Source organism: Glycomyces sp. NPDC048151 (assembly GCF_043202775.1).
GTDB lineage: Bacteria > Actinomycetota > Actinomycetes > Mycobacteriales > Micromonosporaceae > Glycomyces.
Genome location: NZ_JBIDBB010000001.1, coordinates 292,216 through 308,273, shown reverse-complemented (window position 1 = coordinate 308,273; position 16,058 = coordinate 292,216). Strand labels below are relative to the sequence as shown.

Sequence of the window (16,058 nt, the reverse complement as noted above, 5' to 3'; positions counted from 1 at the left end):
TCGGCCCACGGCCCACGGCCCACGGCCCACGGCCCACGGCCCACGGCCCACGGCCCACGGCCCACGGCCCACGGCCCACGGCCCACGGCCCACGGCAACTGCATTGAAACCCGACCACTCGACGACCGAGGCACCGACGACGACGAACGACAAATGACAAGGCGGACAAGTCGGTAGAGCGGTAGGGCGGTCGAGCGGTAGGGCGGTCGAGCGGTTGGGCCGATCATCCCCAAGACCAAGACCGCCCATCGCAATCCGCCCCGACCGGCCCTCCCCGAAAAGGCCTCCGAAACCCACAGAGCGAGAAGGAGAACGCATGGCCAACCGCATCCGTAGGAAACCCGACCCGAGCGGACGCGCAGCAGCACCCCGCCACCGGAACGTGATCGCTACGCTGGGGGCATGGTTGAGCACCTGGGCGAGTTCGCGGCGATCATCCTCATCGGCGGTAAGGCCCGGCGGTTCGCCGGGTGTGCAAAGAGCGAACTGGTGGTGGCCGGTTCCACCATCCTGGAGCGGATGCTCGCCGCCACCGAGGACGCGGTGTCCCGCGTCGTGGTGGGCACGCGGCCCGCCGATGCCGGCCCCCTCCCACAGGGGGTGCCCCAGGTCCTGGAGGATCCGCCGGGTTCCGGCCCGGCCCGGTCGGTGCAAGCCGGTCTGGCTGCAGTGCCGGACAACTGCGACCGGGTGGCGATCCTCGGCGGCGACCTGCCGTTCCTGACCTCCGACGCGCTTCGTTTGCTCCACCAGCATGCGAGCGGGGCCGGTCCGGAGAGTGGAGCACTGTTCTGCGACAACGCAGGCCGACGGCAGTGGCTGTGCGGCCTATGGCCCACCGACCTGGTTCGCCGCAACGCGGCCGAAGTCGAGCCGGGAGCCCCGGCGCGGCTCCTGTTCACCGGCATCGAAGTCGAGACCGTCACCTGGGAGCATGCGAGTCCGCCCCCGTGGTTCGACTGCGACACACCGGAAGACCTCGACCAGGCCCGGACCTGGGCCGCCGACCTCAAATAGCGGCGAGAAGCCGCCTGGACGGTCAACGACGACCGTCGGCCAGTCGCCCATAGCGACGGCCTTCAAAACCTTGCACACCAACAATATCGGGGTGGGAGGGGCGGGGGCGGGGGGGGGGGAGGGGCCCCCGGGGATGGCGCTGCGAACCGTCGCCAGAGCCCGAGGCTCGGCTCAGGCCGGACCAGTAGGACCCGTTGCCCGGCAGGGCCGGGAAGGGCCGGGCCGGGCCGGGCCGGGCCGGGTCAATACGGGCCGGGGCGAGTCAAGACCGGCCGGGCCGAGTCAGGGTCGAACCGAGTCGGGCCGGGGCCCGGTCAGGTTGGGTCGGGATGGGTCGTTGGAGGCGTGGCGCTAGACGATGTCGTACTGGTTGTCGAGGACGCCGGTCTGGAAGAACGTGATCGCCGCGAGCGCCACCAGGAACAGGGCGAAGCCGACCCAGTGCAAGTACCGCCGCTCGCGCGGGGTGAAAGTGAGGATCGCGCCGCAGATCGCGCCACCGATCAGGCCGCCCACGTGGCCCGCGAAGCTGAAGCCCATGATGAGCGTCAGAACCAGGTTGAGCCCGAGCAGCACGTACAGCCCTTGGTTGTCGCGCTTGAGCTTGCGGTTGACGAGGATCATCAGGCCGAACATGCCGTACACGGCGCCAGAGGCGCCAGCGGTGAACGTGTCGTACGAGAACAGGTAGACCGCGACCGAACCAGCGAGGCCCGACAGCAGGTAGGCCGTGAGGTATCGCGCAGGCCCGAGGTCGCGTTCGAGGATGCGCCCGAGCAGCCACAGCACCACCATGTTGAACAGCAGGTGGATCACGCCGAAGTGCAGGAACATCGCCGTGAGCATGCGGAAGTAGCCGCCGGCTGCGACGACGGGCGCGGTGATCTCGGTGCCGAAGAGGTCCACGGAGACCAGCGGCTGATAGCCGGGGAGGAAGCCGATCTCGGCGCCGAGCAGGTGCAGCGGCGTCAGGCCAGAGCTGGTCGCCGCGGCGAGGCTGCCCGCCGAGATGACGGCGAGCACGAACACCGCGACGTTGAGGCCGATGAGGACCTTCGTGACGGTGCCCGCCGCGCCCGAGCGGGCGCCGCCGCCGAACGAGGAGCGCGCTTGGCGCATCGTCCGGCGGCCGGCGGCCACACAGTCAGGGCATTGGAACCCGACGGGAGCGTCGATGCGGCAGTCGGCGCAGATCGGCTTGTCGCAGCGGACGCACCGCAGGTACGTCTGGCGGTTCCGGTGGCGATAGCAGGTGGGGGCCGACTGCTCGTCGCTCATCGAGCCTCGTTACTTCTCGATGACGACGGACTCGATGACGACATCGTTGACCGGGCGGTCCATGGGACCGGTCGCGACCTTGCCGATGCGGTCGACGACGGACTGGGACTCCGGGTCCACGACCTTGCCGAAGATGGTGTGGCGGAAGTTCAGGTGCGGGGTCGGGCCCAGCGTGATGAAGAACTGCGAGCCGTTGGTGCCGGGCCCGGCGTTCGCCATGGCGAGCAGGTAGGGCTCGCCGAAGTGCAGGTCGGGGTGGAACTCGTCGGCGAACTGGTAGCCGGGGCCGCCGCGGCCGGTGCCGGTCGGGTCGCCGCCCTGGATCATGAAGCCGTCGATGATGCGGTGGAAGATGACACCGTCGTAGTACGGGCCCTGGCCGGGCTGGCCGGTCTCCGGGTTCTTGTACTCCTTGGTGCCCTCGGCCAGGCCCACGAAGTTCGCCACGGTCTTGGGCGCGTGGTTGTCGAGCAGCTCGATCACAATGTCGCCTGCGTTGGTCTTCAGCGTCGCCTTCGTCATGGCGTCTATGGTGCCAGACCGCCGAGGTTCGTCCAACTTTCTCCCCCGTTTCCCTCGACGGGTGTCACACGCCGGGGCACGATGAGACCTACAGGCACCTAGAGGAGGCATTCACTATGGGCTTCAGCCGACATGCCACGACTCCGACCAAGGAGGCCGTGGACCATTTCACGCAGGGTGTGACCTCGCTGAAGAACGCGGGCTTCGCTGCGGCCAGGGGGACAAGGGAGGCGGCCGCTCCCAAGGTCAACGTCGTGTTGACCAAGGTCGGGCTCCGCAAGCCGCCGGCCCCGAAGTGGCCGTGGGTCGTAGGGGCGATCGGCGCGGGTCTCGCGCTGGGGGGCGCCGCCGCGTACCTGTGGTACCGGCAGCGGACCGAGTCGATCGGGGAGGCGCTCCTCGCGGACGAGCTGCTCGACGACACGGAGCTCGACGACCGGGCCCTCACCGAGGAGCTCGTCGACAGCGTCACCCGCTGACGCCCGCAGTAGCGGCACGTGGCGGGGCCGGGGGCTCCGCCGCAGCGAACTGGATATGGGGGCCACCGGTCGGCGACGGCACCGGCCGGAGCCCGAGTGCGGCCGCGGGGCGGGACCCGCGGCGGCATGCAGATCGGGGATCCGCGGCGACGCGGGTCCCCGAAAGCGTGTGAAGACAACGCCGGACCGGTGCCTCGCCTCGGGGGGAGTGGGCGAGTCCACCGATCCGGCGTCAATGGGGGCGGGATAACGGCCGCACCGCGGCGAACCGCGGTCACGCACCGATCTTCGCTCCCCGTTTCCGTTCTGGGAAGGGCGGCGCGGTGGCGGTTATACGCCATGGCGCATAACCGCCATCCATTGTCGACGTTACGTTCAGAGTCGACTACGGATTGTGCGTCTAGTGGCCCTTCGAGGCCTCGACGGCGCGCGCGAGGCGGCGCACGCCCTCGTCGATCCGGTCGGCCTTCACGGCCGAGTAGGCCAGGCGCAGGCAGCTCTCACCGCCGTCGAGCACGAAGTCGGTGCCCTTGACGACCTGGACGCCCTCGTCGTTCGCGGCGGCCGCGACCTTCGCGCAGTCGACGCCCTCGCCGAGGTCGACCCACAGGAAGTAGCCGCCGTCAGGGACGATGAACTCGGCGTTCGGCAGGTGCGCGCGCAGCGACGCGGACAGCTGGTCGACGCGCTCTTCGAGGGCGGCCTTGACCGTGGCGATCGAGCGGTCCAGTGCCCCGGAGGCCGCGAACTGGTAGATCGTGGCCTGCGCGAACATGTTCGGCGCGATGTAGGTGTTGGTGGCGGCGCCGGCGATCGTCGCGATGATGTCGGCCGGGCCCACCAGGTAGCCGGTGCGCAGGCCCGGGCAGACGGTCTTGGAGAACGAGCACGCGTAGACGACGCGGCCGGACTCGTCCTGCTCGAGCATGGTCGGGAACTGCTCGCCGCGGAAGCGGATGTCGTAGTACGGGTCGTCCTCGAAGATCGTGAAGTCGTACTCGTCCGCGAGCTGGAGCAGGCGGGTGCGCTTCTCGCCCGAGAGCGTCACGCCCGCCGGGTTCTGGAAGTTCGGGATGATGTGCGCGAGGGTCGGGCGGACGCCGCCCTTGAGGATGCCCTCGAGCTCGTCGACGTCGAGGCCGTCGGCCTGGAGCCGCACCGGGTGCAGCTCGCCGCGGCGGTTCCGCAGGCCCAGGAGGGTGCGGTCGTAGGTGGGGCGTTCGACGATCACCGGCGAGTCGGGCTTGACGAGCTCGTCGAACAGGAACGCGTCGGCCTGCATGGAGCCGTTGGTGACCAGCACGTTCTCGGGCTTGACGCCGTGCTTCGCGGCGATCCACTCGCGCAGCGGGACGTAGCCCACGGACGTGCCGTAGCCGGTGACCCCGGCCGGATCGTTGTCGAGCGCGGCCACGGCGGCGGCCTTGAGGCCCTCGGTGTCGACGATGTCGAGCGACGGGGCGCCCCGGGAGAAAGAGATGACGTCGGTGTTCGGCATGACACCAGCGTAAGCGGCCCGCAGGGTGGACGTCGAGCGGCATATGGGCGGCCCCGGGCACACCTCACCGGCCGGCACGGCGGGTCAGGTTCGGGCACGTCGGCGCACGCGGCGGCAGGGCCCTGCCGGGGGCGGGTCCTTGGTGGGGACGGCCGGGGCCGGAGCGGCAGGCGTTTCAGACCGTGCCGGGCGGTTCGCCGCGCGGCCCGCTCGTGCCTGGGGCCGGACCGCGATACGGTGCAAGTGTGGGGCCTCGAAGCCCTGCAAGGCACTTGACGGTTCCGTCGGACATGCGGCCCCGCAAGCGAAAGCGATCCCGCCGTCCCGAACGGACGGGGAGGGCCGCCGCGGGCCGGGCCGAGAAGTTGAGGAGAACGATGACGTCGCTCGACCGCACCCGGGCCCCGTGGCCCTACGATTTCCTGCCCACGCTCCCGTCCTTCACCGTCGTCTCCGACGACGTCGCGGACAAGTCCACGCTCGACCCCGCCCAGGTCGCCGGGAACGACGTGTCCCCGCACCTGGCGTGGTCGGGCTTCCCGGCCGAGACCGCCGCGTTCGCCGTGACCTGCTTCGACCCGGACGCGCCCACCGGCTCGGGCTGGTGGCACTGGATGCTGCTCGGCCTCGACGCGTCCGTCACCGAACTGCCGACCGGAGCCGCCGCCGCGCCGCCCGCGGGGACGGTGCAGCTGCGCAACGACTCGGGCACCGTCGGCTACGCGGGCGCCGCGCCGCCTCCCGGCGACCCCGAGCACCGCTACCTGTTCGCCGTGCACGCCCTGAAGGCGCCGGTCGAGGTCGACCCGGGCGCTTCGATGGCAGTGGGCGCGTTCCACCTGACGTTCAACGCGATCGCGCGGGCCGTCGTCGCGCCGGTGTACCGCAATGACTGAGGCCGTCATCCTCGCCGCCGCCCGCACCCCGCTGGGACGGCGCGGCGGCGTGCTCGCGGGCGTGCACGCCGTGGACCTCGCCGCGCACGCGATGAACGCCGCCCTGGAGCGGTCGGGCCTCGGACCGGACGCCGTCGACGACGTGGTGCTCGGCTGCGTCTCGCAGGTCGGCGAGCAGTCCTGGAACGTCGCCCGCAACGCGGTCCTCGCGGCGGGCTGGCCCGAGGCGATTCCCGGGACCACTGTGGACCGCCAGTGCGGTTCGAGCCAGCAGGCGCTGTCGTTCGCGGCGGCGGCGGTCCTGGCCGGGCACGCGGACGTGGTCGTCGCGGGCGGGGTCGAGTCGATGACCCGTGTGCCGATGGGGTCGAGCGTCGGCTCCGGCGCGGGCGAGCCGTACGGGCCGGTCGTGCGCGAACGCTATGCGGCGCATGTCGACGCGACCGCACCGGTGCTGTTCAACCAGGGCCTCGCAGCTGAGCTGGTGGCCGAGCGGTACGGGATCGGGCGCGAGGCGATGGACGCGTTCGCGCTCGCGAGCCACGAGAAGGCCGCGGCGGCGAGCGACGGCGGGCTGTTCGCCGCCGAGATCGCGCCGCTGGCGGGCGTGGCGGCGGACGAGGGGATCCGGCGGGACACGAGCATGGCGAGGCTCGCCGGGTTGAAGCCCGCGTTCACGCCGGACGGCTCGGTGACGGCGGGGTCGTCGTCGCAGATCTCGGACGGGGCGGCGGCGCTGGTGGTGACCACGGACGAGTACGCGCGGCGGCTCGGCGTGCGGCCGCTGGCGCGGATCGCGGCGGCGTGCGCGGTCGGCTCGGACCCGGTGCTCATGCTCGACGGGCCGATCCCGGCGACGGCGAGGATCCTGAAGCGCGCGGGGCTGGACCTGGACGAGATCGACGTGTTCGAGGTGAACGAGGCGTTCGCGGCGATCCCGCTCGCGTGGCTGGCGGAGACCGGGGCGGACGAGGAGCGGCTCAACCCGCGCGGCGGCGCGATCGCGCTCGGGCACCCGCTGGGCGCTTCGGGGGCGCGGCTGGCCGCGACGATGCTGCACTACATGCGCGACACCGGGTCCCGGCGCGGCCTGCAGGTGATGTGCGAGGGCGGCGGGATGGCGAACGCGACCGTGCTTGAGCTCCTGTAATGGAGTCATCAATTTGGACGGATCACGATATTTCGTGATAAATCCGTCCTTAGGGACCCCTGGCACAAAAGTACGCCAGGGGTCTGACATTTTCTTCTCGAACAAGCTACGAGGGGTACTCGCATCAAGAGCAGGGCGGGGTCAGCGCCACTTCGAGAGGACGAGGAGCGCGGCGACCATGCAGGAGAAGCCGACCGCGAGGTTCCAGTAGCCCCAGGCCCCGACCGGGAACTCCATGCCGGAGAGGTAGAACAGGGTCAGCCAGCCGATGCCGATGACGATGAGGGCGACGGCGGTGATCGGCACCCACATCGGGCTCGGCTCGTAGCTCTCGCCCGAGGTCGAACTCGCACTCGCGCCCGAGCTCGAGTAGACCTTCTTCTTGCGCACACGTGACTTCGGCATCGACGACTCTCCAACTGAGGGACATGTCCGGCGTCCAGGGTACCGCCCGCCGGAGACGGGCCGTCCGCCCGGCATCGCGTAGCTCACACCCGCGGCCCCGCAGCGGTATTGTCCTGCGGGGTCGCACAGCGGAGGCGGACCGGAGCGCCTGGTGCGCACCGCGACACGCGCACGCCGCGCCCGGAACGCGCAGGCACTGCGCAGACCTGCCCGTTCGGTTGATATTCGGGTTCGCGGTACAACCCTAGGATTGCCTCGCGCGTTATGGTTACGAGATCCCCCTACGAAGAGAACACCGGCACTACGGAGGCGAAGTTCCAGGTGAGCGATCAGGACTGGTCCCCCTTCGCGAACGAGCCTCCGCCGCCCCGGCGGCCCTCCCCGGGGCCCGCCGCAGGGCAGGCGGCCGCGCCGCCGACCCCTGGCCGCGCCAGCGTCCCCGCCCCAGCCCCCGTGCCGATCCCCGCCGCCGAGGACCCCGACCGGACCACCGCGCTCCGCCCGCCCGGCCTCGCCAAGAAGTCACTCGTCCCCGAACCGGACGGGACCGCGATCCTCCCGGTCATCCCCGCCGCCGAGACGCCCGCGCCGCCCGGCGCCGACAGCGAGGCCCGCAAGAAGCGCTCGGTCAAGCGCCACCGCAACGACGGCGGCGTCCGCACCACCGTGCGCGGCCTCGGCGAAGTCCTCATCACCCTCGGCGCGGTCGTCCTCCTCTACGCCGGGTACGAGGTCTTCGGCGTGTCCGAGCAGATCAACAACGAGCAGGAGACGCTCTCGGGCGACCTCGACACGATCTGGGACGGCGCGGTCGAGGAGGAGGGCGTCGACGGCGCGCCCGTGCCCGAACTGGGCGACGCGTTCGCACGCATGTGGGCGCCCGACATCAGGGCCGAGTCGTGGACGCTCGTCGAAGGCACCGAGCCGGCCGACATCGAGTACGCGCCCGGCCGCTTCCTCGACGGCGCCTACCCCGGCGAGCAGGGCAACTTCACCCTCGCCGGGCACAACGTGCCCGCGATCTTCTCCGAGATCCGCTCCCTCGAACCCGGGGACAAGGTGGTCATCGAGACGAAGGAGAACTTCTACGTCTACGAGGTCACCGAGCACGAGGTCGTCAACGAGACCCAGGTCGACATCACCGCGCCGGTCCCCGGCGAGCCCGGCGTCGAGCCCGGCGACGAGGACTTCTGGCTGACCCTGTTCACCTGCCACCCCAGGTGGGACAACTACGAGCGGTACGTCGTCTACAGCCAGCTCGTCGAGACCGTCCCGCGCGACCCCGCGGGCGACCTGCCCGACGCTGCCATCGACCCGGAGGCCTGACGTGTACTCGTGGATCTGGCGGAAGCTCCCCGGCGGGCTGCCGGGTAAACTCATCGGCTCGGTCGCCTTGAGCGTCGGGGTCGTCGTACTGCTGTGGTTCGTCGTGTTCCCGGCGGTGCGCCCGCTCATGCCGTGGAGCAACGTCGACCCGGCCGGGCAGGTGAACGTCGAGAACGGCGAGAGCGGCTCGCCCGGCGAGGAGCAGACCTGCACGCCCGGCGTCGACTGCCAGGGCACGGGGTTCGACCCCGAGGACTGGCAGACCGCGGAGTCCCCGGACGGGGAGTAGCGCACGAACGCACAGGTGGGGGCAGTGATGGAAGACGTCGATGCGTAGCGTGCTGGTCGTCGACTTCCGCGACTCGTTCGTCCACACCATCGTCTCCTACCTGCGGGCGCTGGGCGCCCGGGTGGAGGTGCGCCGCTCGGACCGGACCGACGCGGACGAGGCCGTGAAGCTGCGTCCGGCCGGGGTGCTCCTCTCGCCCGGCCCGGGACGGCCCGACGAGGCCCGGCTCGGGCACGAGCTGCTCGACCGGTTCGCGGGCGAGGTGCCCGTGCTCGGCGTGTGCCTGGGGCACCAGGTGATCGCCGAGCACTGGGGCGCGGAGGTGACGCGCGCGGCGGAGCTGCGGCACGGCGAGACCTCCCCCATCCGCCACGACGGCGAGGGCGTCTTCGCCGGGCTCGCGAACCCGTTCACCGCGACCAGGTACCACTCGCTGGCCGTCGAGCCGTCCAGTGTGCGCGAGCCGCTGCGGGTGACGGCCACGAGCGACGACGGGACGGTCATGGGCCTGCGCCACCGCGACCTCGACGTCGAGGGCGTGCAGTTCCACCCCGAGTCGATCCTCACCGAGGACGGCAGCGCGCTCCTGGGGAACTGGCTGCGCCGCCTCGCGAAGGACTAGCAGCGAGCGGGCCGGACAGCGGCCGTCAGGGGTTCGCCAGCGCCCCCTGGCCCGCGCGGTCGCGTTGCGGCCCTTGCGCACCGGGCCCCGCCGAGTGGCAGCCGCGGTCTCTCTGCGGCGCTGCGTCCGGGCTTCAGTCCGGTTCGGGTGGCGCCGGGCGGCGGGCGGGCGCCTAAGCTGTGTGCGCAAGCGGCGCGACGGCGCCGAACGGCGCCCGGGGGACCGCACACATGGCACAAGAGGACTGGCTGCCTCGCCGCAGCGCGGGCGGCTCCGTGCTCGCCGGGGTCCTGCTGCTGGTCGTGGGCGCCTGGCAGGTCTTCATCGGGTACGCCGTCGCGGGCGGCGACGCGTTCGTGTTCACCGGCGGCGGCTACTGGTACCGGGGCGACAGCGCCGGCTGGGGCTGGGTGAACCTCGCGATCGGCCTGGCGGCGGTCGTCACTGGGCTGGGGCAGCTCGGCGCGGGACGGCGCCTGACGCGCTGGGCCGCGCATCCCGCCCCGGCGCTCGCGGTCGCGGCGGTCTCCGCGGTGAACCAGGTCCTCCTCGCCCCGCAGTATCCACTGTGGGCTGGACTGGTGATCGCGGTCGACGTGTTCGCGGTCTGGGAGCTCGCCACCCGCGGCCGGGGCACGGAGGCCGAACGCCTTTGAGGCGTGCCGAGTTGGCGCGAACCGCCCCGTCCCGCCGGGATGCCTGGCACGGTGGGGTCATGGGCGCCAGACTCTGGGAGGCCGCGAAACGGTACGGCGGAGGCAGCCGCGGCGACACCGCGGCGGCCCTGACGTACTACTCCGTGATGTCCCTGTTCCCCGCGATCCTCGTGGGCGCCTCCGTGATCGGCATGCTCGACGAGGACGCCACCGCCGCGCTCCTGGACGGCGTCGCGTCCCTCGCGCCGGGCGCGAGCCTCGACATCATCGAGGACGCGGTCGCCCGGCTCCAGATGAACCCGGCCGCGGCGGGCCTGCTCGCCCTGTTCGGCCTCCTCGCGGCGCTGTGGGCCGCGTCGAACTACGTCGCGGCGTTCTCGCGGGCCCTCAACACGGTCAACGGGACCGGCGAGACGCGCAAATGGTGGACGGTCCTCATCGTGCGGATCGTCCTCACCCTCGTCGTGGGCGCGTTGACGATCGTGTGCGGCCTGGTCGCCGCGACGGGCGGGTCGGTGGCGCGCGCGATCGGCGACGCGCTCGGGTCCAGCGGCACCGCGGTCACCGTGTGGGAGTGGGTGAAGTGGCCGGTCGTCGTCGTCCTCGTCGTGGTGATCGTGGCGCTGCTGTACTGGCTCGCGCCCGCGAAGCGCTCGCGGCTGCGCGAACGCGCGCCCGGGGCGGCGCTGGCGGTGGTCCTGTGGCTGGCGGCGTCGGCGGGGTTCGGGCTGTACGCGGCGAACTTCGGCAGCTACGACAAGACGTACGGGGCGCTGGGCGGCGTGATCGTGTTCCTGGTGTGGCTGTGGATCACGAACGCGGCGCTGGTGTTCGGCGCGGAGTTCAACGCGGCCGCCGACCCGGAGTCCGATACGGCGGGGACGGCCGAGGGCGAGGCCTCGGAGCCGAGCGCGGACAAGCCCTAGGCGCTCTTGGGCTGCACGAGGCCCGATTCGTAGGCGAAGACGACCAGGCCGGCGCGGTCGCGGACGGCGAGCTTCATCATGGCGCGGTGGACGTGCGTCTTCGCGGTCGCGGGGCTGATGAACAGGCGCTCGGCGATCTCGCCGTTGGTGAGGCCGCGCGCGACGAGCGCGACGATCTCGGTCTCGCGGGAGGTGAGGCCCTCGACCTGCCCGGCGAGGCGCGCGGGCGGGTGCGCGACGTACTCGGCGACGAGCTTCGCGGCGATCTGCGGGGACAGGAGCGTCTCTCCGGCGGCGGCCGCGCGGACGCAGCGCAGCAGCTCCTCCGGCTCGGTGTCCTTCACGAGGTACCCGGCGGCCCCGGCGCGGAGGGCGTCGAAGACGTACGCGTCGAAGGAGTAGTTGGTGAGCATGACGACGCGGAGGTCGGCGAGGCGCTCGTCGGCGGCGATGGAGCGGACGGCCGTGATGCCGTCGCCGCCGGGCATCTCGACGTCGAGGAGCGCGACGTCCGGGCGGTACTCCCCGGCGAGGCGGACTGCGGTCGGGCCGTCGGCGGCCTCGGCGACGACGGTCATGTCGTCCTCGGCGTCGATGAGGGCGCGGAAGCCGCCGCGCATGAGCGGCTGGTCGTCGGCGAGCAGGACGCGGATCATCGGTTCCTCGCGGGTTCGGCGGGGGCGGCCTGGGCGGGGACCGCGGGTTCGGGCAGGGGGAGGCGGGCGGTGACGGTGAAGCCGTGGTCGCCGGGGCCGATGTCGAGGGTGCCGCCGAGGGCGTCGACGCGTTCGCGCATGCCGGTGAGGCCGCGGCCGGGCGTGAAGTCGCGGGCGGGGCCGTTGTCGGCGACCTCGACGTGGAGGGCGTCGTCGCCGCGGCGGACGCGGACCCGGACGCGGTCGCCCGCGGAGTGGCGCACGGCGTTCGTCAGGGCCTCTTGGACGATCCGGTAGGCGGCGTGGTCGACCTCCTCGTCGAGCACGGCGGTCTCGTCCACTTCGCACTCGACGTCGATGTGGAAGCCGAGCCCGCTGTAGCGGTCGGCGAGCGGCTTGACGCGGGAGAGGCGGTGGCCCTCGTCGTCGCGGAGCATCGTGAGGGTCTCGCGCAGCTCGCGGGTGGCGTCCTTCGCGGCCGCCTCGACCGCGACGAGCGCGGGCGCGGGCTCCTCGCCCCGCTTGCGGGCCAGGTGGAGTGCGACGCCCGCCTGGACGCGGATGACCGAGATCGAGTGGGTGAGGGAGTCGTGGAGCTCGCGGGCGATGCGGACGCGCTCGTCGGCGGCCTTGCGCTTGACCGCCTCCTCGCGGGTGTGCTCGGCCTCGGCCATGTAGGCGTCGCGCTGGCGGCGGGACTCGCCGGAGATGAGGGCGACGTGGAGCCAGCCGATGACGAGCATGGACTGCTCCATGACCTCGCCGGTGAAGTGGAATCCGGCCCCCGCCCAGTTCCCGAGCATGGTCGTCGCGGAGACGACCATGACGAGGCTGACGGTGAGCTTGCGGTGGCCCCGGTACATCGAGACGGCGATCGCCACCAGCGCGGGGACGGCCGCGAGCGGGCCGACCTCGAGGTGGCCGACCGCGACGAGGGAGGCGACGGTGACGACCATGACCGCGCGCGGGTAGCGGCGCCACAGCGGGAACGCGAGGGGGCCGATCGCCAGGAGCGGCCAGCCGTACCAGGCGAGGCCGTCGCCGACCGCGACGGCCGCGCCCGAGATGAGCGTGTCGCCGAGCAGGATCGCGGCGACGACGAGGTCGAGGCGCAGGCCTGAGAGGCGGCTTCCGGGGGGATTCGGCATGGCTCCAATCCTAGGGCGGGGCCGTCACCTCGGCATCGGCCCGCGGTGCAGCCGTCCCGTACGGCGCAGGGTGTACGCCGGGAGGCCTGGATGCGGCGCTCGTCGCGGGCGGGAATGCCCGCTCGGGGACGACGCGCCGGGGGCCCGCGGCGGGGAGGCTGGAGGCATGACCCGCCGGGCCGGAACCGTTCGGCGGGAAGCGATTCGAGGAGGACCCCCATGCCCCAGATCAGATATGTGGACCCGGTCGACGCCAGACGGGCGGACGGCGTGGTCGCCGAGGTGTACGAGCAGGCGAAGCGGGAGCTGGGCGCGGTCGGCGCGCCGTTCCAGATGCTCTCGCCGGCGCCGGAGCTGCTCGCGTCCATGTGGTCGCTGCTGCGGGAGTCGCTCATGGTCGGCGGCCCCGAGGAGCGGCTCGCGAAGGAGGTCGTGGCGACCTCGATCGCGGTGCGCAACGGCTGCCGGTTCTGCACCGACGCGCACACGGTCCTGCTGCACGCCCTGGGCGAGTCGGCGCTGGCCGAGGGGCTGCGGGCGGGGACGCCGCCGAAGGAGTGGGCGCCGCTCGCGCAGTGGGCGCTGGCCCCGGGCCCGGAGGGGCCCTTCGAGGCGTCGGCCGCGCCGCGGTTCATCGGGACGGCGCTGGTGTTCGAGTTCATCACGCGGCTGGTGCAGGTGCTGGCGCACAACGAGTCGCCGCATCCGGTGACGGCCACGAAGCTGGGCCGGTCGGTGGCGTCGCGGACGCTGCGGACCGCCGTCATGGCCGATCTGGAGCCGGGGACGAGCCTGGCGCTGCTGGAGGACCGGCCCGGCTGGGCGCGGGGGCTGCGGATGCGCGAGCCGGTGTGGGCGGCGGGATCGCCGGTGGGCGTGGCGTACGGGCACCTGCGTGCGTACGCGGCGTCGGCGGGCCCGGGCCTGCTCGGCGGGGACGCGGCCGAGGCCGTGGCGCGCACCGTGGGCGTCCGCGAGGACACGGCCGGGGCGGGCCTGCCGGAGCTGGTGGACGGCGGCGGCCTGGAGGCCGGTGCGGCCCTGGGCGCGCGGCTCGCAGCCGCGGCGGCGATCAGCCCGGGCAGCGTGAATGAGACCTATGTGGACGAATGGCGGGGCGAGAAGCACTCGGACCACTGCGTGGTCCACCTGCTCGCCTACGGCACGATGACGGGCGTCGACGCCCTGCAGGACGAGATCGAGACGCGCGCCGCCGCTGCGGCGGGCATGACTGCTGGAGGGTTCTGATGCTGAAGTTCTACCGGGTGTGGATCGGGCTGCTGCACGTCCTGATCGGCCTCCAGTTCTTCCTGGCCGGGTACGGCGCGATCGGGTCCGGCTCGCCGGACGAGTCGTTCGCGCTGCACATCATGAACGGCCGGGCGATCGCCGCGGTCGCGCTGCTGGGCATCCTGTTCGCGGCGCTGTCGCGGGCGGGCGGCAAGCTCGTCGGCATGGCTGCGGGCGTGCTCGGCCTGGTCGTGCTGCAGTCGCTGATCGCGCTGGTGAGCGTGGCGGGCACGACGCCGGGCCAGATCATCTTCGGCTTCCACGCGATCAACGCGCTCATGATCATGGGCCTGGCGGAGGCCTCGGGGCGGCTCGCGAAGCAGCTGCTCGCCGACCGCAAGCACGCCGAGACGGACGCGGCTCCCGTGGCCGCCTGAGCTTGAAACCGGGAAACCCGGCCCGCGGCGACACCCCGCCGCGGGCCTTCCGCCTGCGCGGACCACGGTGTGCGCCAGCGGTTCTCGGGCCTGAAACGGCTTGCCGCCTGCTCTAGTGTGGGACGCATGGCGAACCCCTCACCCCCGGTCCGGCGGGTCTCCGCGCGCGTGATCCTCGTCGACGAGGACGACCGCGTGCTCCTGTTCTTCAACCGCGACTCGCCGGTGAGCGGCGCGGGCTACTACTTCACCGTGGGCGGCGGCGTCGACGAGGGCGAGTCGCTCGCCGAGGCTGCGGCGCGGGAGCTCTTCGAGGAGACGGGACTGCGGGTCGCGCCGGAGGCCCTCGGCCCGGTCGTGTGCCGCAGGGAGGGGCCCTGGACCACGAACGCGGGGCTCCGGCTCCACGCGGAGGAGTCGTACTTCTTCCTGCGCACCGCCCGTTTCGACCCCGATCTCGACGGCCTCGACGCAGGCGAGCGCAACGAGATCCTGCGCGCCGAGTGGCTCTCGCCCGCCGACCTCGACGCTACGGACGCGACGGTCTTCCCCGTCGGCCTCGCGGGCCTGCTCAAGCGCCTCCTCGCGGGCGAGCGCCCGGAGGACCCGATCGACCTGCCCTGGATCGACCTCACCGAAGACTGAACCTCGCGCGCCACACGGCGTGTCGTTGCGCGGAAACAGCCCTGAACTGTAGTGTTATTGATACATGCCGAGACACCCTAACAAGCACATCCGCGAGGTAGTCGAGCACATGGAAGCGCAGGGCTGGAAAGTCCAGACTTCCAACGGGCACGCATGGGGGCGAGCGTCTTGCCCCGGAGGCAGGAGCGGATGCCGCCCGTTCTCGATCGCATCGACGCCCGGGTCTCCAGAGATCCATGCGCGGCGACTGCGAAAGCTGGTGGATCAATGCCTCCACGAAGTGGAATCGGACTCCGAGAAAGGAGCTTGAGACAGTGACGGTGTACGCCTTCGAACTGCATTTCTCCGCCTCGCCTGGGGAGCACATCATCGACGCGCTCTACGAAGCCGGCTGGGACGACGCCGTTGTCGCGTTCGATCCCGACACCGGCGGTGAAGGGTCCGGGCACTTCGATCGAGAAGCTCCGTCTGCGCTCCAAGCGGTCGTCTCCGCGATCCGGCAAGGCCGGGCCGCGGGGGTCGAGCTCCTCGGCGTCACCGAGGACTACGTCTCGCTCAAGGAGATCGCCGAGCGCACCGGCCGGACACCCGCCGCCGTCGACCACTGGGTCACCGGGCGGCGCGGGCCGGGCGAGTTCCCCGAGCCGCGGGTGCCGCGCCCCCGGGTGAGCCTGTACTCGTGGGCCGAGGTGTCCATGTGGCTGGTCGCGAACGGGCTCGCCTCGCTGTCGCCCGCCGACGTGGAGATCGCGCGGATCTGTGAGATCGCCGACTCGACCCTCCGCACCCGACGGTTGCAGCAGCAGCTTTCGGCCGCTGAGCAGCAGGAACTCGACCGCGCGGTCGCGTAGCGCCGCCGCTGCCCGCCGACCCGCTGC

19 protein-coding genes are annotated in these 16,058 nt (G+C 72.1%); 13 read left to right on the top strand and 6 right to left on the bottom strand.

The window, feature by feature from the left end; genetic code table 11:
* Nucleotides 1–402 precede the first annotated feature (402 nt).
* On the top strand, nt 403–1,017 hold the full coding sequence (locus tag ACGGCP_RS01510; protein ID WP_392959495.1) for a molybdenum cofactor guanylyltransferase: 615 nt from the start codon (nt 403–405) through the stop codon (nt 1,015–1,017).
* Between the two features lie 351 nt (nt 1,018–1,368).
* Here ACGGCP_RS01510 and ACGGCP_RS01505 read toward each other — a convergent pair whose 3' ends face one another.
* Together ACGGCP_RS01505 and ACGGCP_RS01500 are read right to left on the bottom strand one after the other, a co-directional pair.
* Nucleotides 1,369–2,295: a rhomboid family intramembrane serine protease gene (locus tag ACGGCP_RS01505; protein ID WP_392959492.1), complete on the bottom strand. Its 927-nt coding sequence runs from the start codon at nt 2,293–2,295 to the stop codon at nt 1,369–1,371.
* A 9-nt stretch (nt 2,296–2,304) separates the two neighbouring features.
* Nucleotides 2,305–2,817: a peptidylprolyl isomerase gene (locus ACGGCP_RS01500; protein ID WP_392959489.1), complete on the bottom strand. Its 513-nt coding sequence runs from the start codon at nt 2,815–2,817 to the stop codon at nt 2,305–2,307.
* Between the two features lie 158 nt (nt 2,818–2,975).
* Between ACGGCP_RS01500 and ACGGCP_RS01495 the strand changes: the two genes are divergently transcribed.
* Nucleotides 2,976–3,296, top strand: coding sequence for a hypothetical protein (locus ACGGCP_RS01495; RefSeq protein ID WP_392959487.1), 321 nt, complete (start codon nt 2,976–2,978; stop codon nt 3,294–3,296).
* A 400-nt stretch (nt 3,297–3,696) separates the two neighbouring features.
* Here the strand turns inward: ACGGCP_RS01495 and ACGGCP_RS01490 are convergent, their stop codons facing one another.
* Entirely contained in the window at nt 3,697–4,818 is a 1,122-nt protein-coding gene (locus tag ACGGCP_RS01490; protein WP_392960418.1) for a PLP-dependent aminotransferase family protein, read from the bottom strand.
* Nucleotides 4,819–5,171: 353 nt separating this feature from the next.
* Here ACGGCP_RS01490 and ACGGCP_RS01485 point away from each other — a divergent pair, with 353 nt between their 5' ends.
* On the top strand, nt 5,172–5,690 hold the full coding sequence (locus tag ACGGCP_RS01485; protein WP_392959484.1) for a YbhB/YbcL family Raf kinase inhibitor-like protein: 519 nt from the start codon (nt 5,172–5,174) through the stop codon (nt 5,688–5,690).
* Entirely contained in the window at nt 5,683–6,840 is a 1,158-nt protein-coding gene (locus ACGGCP_RS01480) for a thiolase family protein (RefSeq protein WP_392959481.1), read from the top strand. Before ACGGCP_RS01485 ends, ACGGCP_RS01480 begins: the two co-directional genes overlap by 8 nt.
* Before the next feature lie 141 nt (nt 6,841–6,981).
* Here the strand turns inward: ACGGCP_RS01480 and ACGGCP_RS01475 are convergent, their stop codons facing one another.
* Nucleotides 6,982–7,245, bottom strand: a complete 264-nt coding sequence (locus ACGGCP_RS01475) for a cell division protein CrgA (protein ID WP_392959479.1) — start codon at nt 7,243–7,245, stop codon at nt 6,982–6,984.
* 264 nt (nt 7,246–7,509) lie between these two features.
* On the opposite strand from ACGGCP_RS01475, the gene ACGGCP_RS01470 reads away from it, so the two are divergent.
* The 5 genes from ACGGCP_RS01470 (at nt 7,510) to ACGGCP_RS01450 (ending at nt 11,064) form a co-directional block, all read left to right on the top strand.
* Nucleotides 7,510–8,571, top strand: a complete 1,062-nt coding sequence (locus ACGGCP_RS01470) for a class E sortase (RefSeq protein ID WP_392959477.1) — start codon at nt 7,510–7,512, stop codon at nt 8,569–8,571.
* A 1-nt stretch (nt 8,572) separates the two neighbouring features.
* Nucleotides 8,573–8,860, top strand: a complete 288-nt coding sequence (locus ACGGCP_RS01465) for a hypothetical protein (protein WP_392959474.1) — start codon at nt 8,573–8,575, stop codon at nt 8,858–8,860.
* Between the two features lie 40 nt (nt 8,861–8,900).
* The gene (locus ACGGCP_RS01460; RefSeq protein WP_392959471.1) at nt 8,901–9,482 is read left to right on the top strand and encodes an anthranilate synthase component II; all 582 of its coding nucleotides are present in this window, start codon (nt 8,901–8,903) and stop codon (nt 9,480–9,482) included.
* Nucleotides 9,483–9,712: 230 nt separating this feature from the next.
* On the top strand, nt 9,713–10,138 hold the full coding sequence (locus ACGGCP_RS01455) for a hypothetical protein (protein ID WP_392959469.1): 426 nt from the start codon (nt 9,713–9,715) through the stop codon (nt 10,136–10,138).
* Nucleotides 10,139–10,197: 59 nt separating this feature from the next.
* Nucleotides 10,198–11,064 (top strand): YihY/virulence factor BrkB family protein, encoded by an 867-nt coding sequence (locus ACGGCP_RS01450; RefSeq protein ID WP_392959466.1) that lies wholly within the window; start codon nt 10,198–10,200, stop codon nt 11,062–11,064.
* Here ACGGCP_RS01450 and ACGGCP_RS01445 read toward each other — a convergent pair.
* Both ACGGCP_RS01445 and ACGGCP_RS01440 read right to left on the bottom strand, forming a co-directional pair.
* The gene (locus tag ACGGCP_RS01445) at nt 11,061–11,720 is read right to left on the bottom strand and encodes a response regulator (protein ID WP_392959463.1); all 660 of its coding nucleotides are present in this window, start codon (nt 11,718–11,720) and stop codon (nt 11,061–11,063) included. The two genes, ACGGCP_RS01450 and ACGGCP_RS01445, sit on opposite strands and share 4 nt — an antisense overlap.
* Nucleotides 11,717–12,868: a sensor histidine kinase gene (locus ACGGCP_RS01440; protein ID WP_392959460.1), complete on the bottom strand. Its 1,152-nt coding sequence runs from the start codon at nt 12,866–12,868 to the stop codon at nt 11,717–11,719. The genes ACGGCP_RS01445 and ACGGCP_RS01440 overlap by 4 nt, the downstream gene beginning before the upstream one ends.
* A gap of 219 nt (nt 12,869–13,087) precedes the next feature.
* Between ACGGCP_RS01440 and ACGGCP_RS01435 the strand changes: the two genes are divergently transcribed.
* The 4 genes from ACGGCP_RS01435 (at nt 13,088) to ACGGCP_RS01420 (ending at nt 16,031) form a co-directional block, all read left to right on the top strand.
* Nucleotides 13,088–14,116 carry a DNA-binding protein gene (locus ACGGCP_RS01435; RefSeq protein WP_392959458.1) on the top strand — a complete coding sequence of 343 codons (1,029 nt, stop codon included), beginning with the start codon at nt 13,088–13,090 and terminating at the stop codon, nt 14,114–14,116.
* A complete protein-coding gene (locus ACGGCP_RS01430) occupies nt 14,116–14,535 on the top strand; it encodes a DUF6220 domain-containing protein (protein WP_392959455.1) in 420 nt (139 codons plus the stop codon). Before ACGGCP_RS01435 ends, ACGGCP_RS01430 begins: the two co-directional genes overlap by 1 nt.
* 126 nt (nt 14,536–14,661) lie before the next feature.
* On the top strand, nt 14,662–15,180 hold the full coding sequence (locus ACGGCP_RS01425) for an NUDIX hydrolase (protein WP_392959452.1): 519 nt from the start codon (nt 14,662–14,664) through the stop codon (nt 15,178–15,180).
* A 314-nt stretch (nt 15,181–15,494) separates the two neighbouring features.
* Entirely contained in the window at nt 15,495–16,031 is a 537-nt protein-coding gene (locus ACGGCP_RS01420; protein WP_392959450.1) for a helix-turn-helix transcriptional regulator, read from the top strand.
* The last annotated feature ends 27 nt before the right edge of the window (nt 16,032–16,058 follow it).

Coding starts and splice junctions, on each gene's coding strand:
- ACGGCP_RS01445 (WP_392959463.1), bottom strand. CDS start 11,720: ATGATCCGCGTCCTGCTCGCCGACGACCAGCCGCTCATGCGCGGCGGC.
- ACGGCP_RS01440 (WP_392959460.1), bottom strand. CDS start 12,868: ATGCCGAATCCCCCCGGAAGCCGCCTCTCAGGCCTGCGCCTCGACCTC.
- ACGGCP_RS01500 (WP_392959489.1), bottom strand. CDS start 2,817: ATGACGAAGGCGACGCTGAAGACCAACGCAGGCGACATTGTGATCGAG.
- ACGGCP_RS01455 (WP_392959469.1), top strand. CDS start 9,713: ATGGCACAAGAGGACTGGCTGCCTCGCCGCAGCGCGGGCGGCTCCGTG.
- ACGGCP_RS01475 (WP_392959479.1), bottom strand. CDS start 7,245: ATGCCGAAGTCACGTGTGCGCAAGAAGAAGGTCTACTCGAGCTCGGGC.
- ACGGCP_RS01510 (WP_392959495.1), top strand. CDS start 403: ATGGTTGAGCACCTGGGCGAGTTCGCGGCGATCATCCTCATCGGCGGT.
- ACGGCP_RS01485 (WP_392959484.1), top strand. CDS start 5,172: ATGACGTCGCTCGACCGCACCCGGGCCCCGTGGCCCTACGATTTCCTG.
- ACGGCP_RS01450 (WP_392959466.1), top strand. CDS start 10,198: ATGGGCGCCAGACTCTGGGAGGCCGCGAAACGGTACGGCGGAGGCAGC.
- ACGGCP_RS01460 (WP_392959471.1), top strand. CDS start 8,901: ATGCGTAGCGTGCTGGTCGTCGACTTCCGCGACTCGTTCGTCCACACC.
- ACGGCP_RS01425 (WP_392959452.1), top strand. CDS start 14,662: ATGGCGAACCCCTCACCCCCGGTCCGGCGGGTCTCCGCGCGCGTGATC.
- ACGGCP_RS01480 (WP_392959481.1), top strand. CDS start 5,683: ATGACTGAGGCCGTCATCCTCGCCGCCGCCCGCACCCCGCTGGGACGG.
- ACGGCP_RS01430 (WP_392959455.1), top strand. CDS start 14,116: ATGCTGAAGTTCTACCGGGTGTGGATCGGGCTGCTGCACGTCCTGATC.
- ACGGCP_RS01435 (WP_392959458.1), top strand. CDS start 13,088: ATGCCCCAGATCAGATATGTGGACCCGGTCGACGCCAGACGGGCGGAC.
- ACGGCP_RS01505 (WP_392959492.1), bottom strand. CDS start 2,295: ATGAGCGACGAGCAGTCGGCCCCCACCTGCTATCGCCACCGGAACCGC.
- ACGGCP_RS01470 (WP_392959477.1), top strand. CDS start 7,510: ATGGTTACGAGATCCCCCTACGAAGAGAACACCGGCACTACGGAGGCG.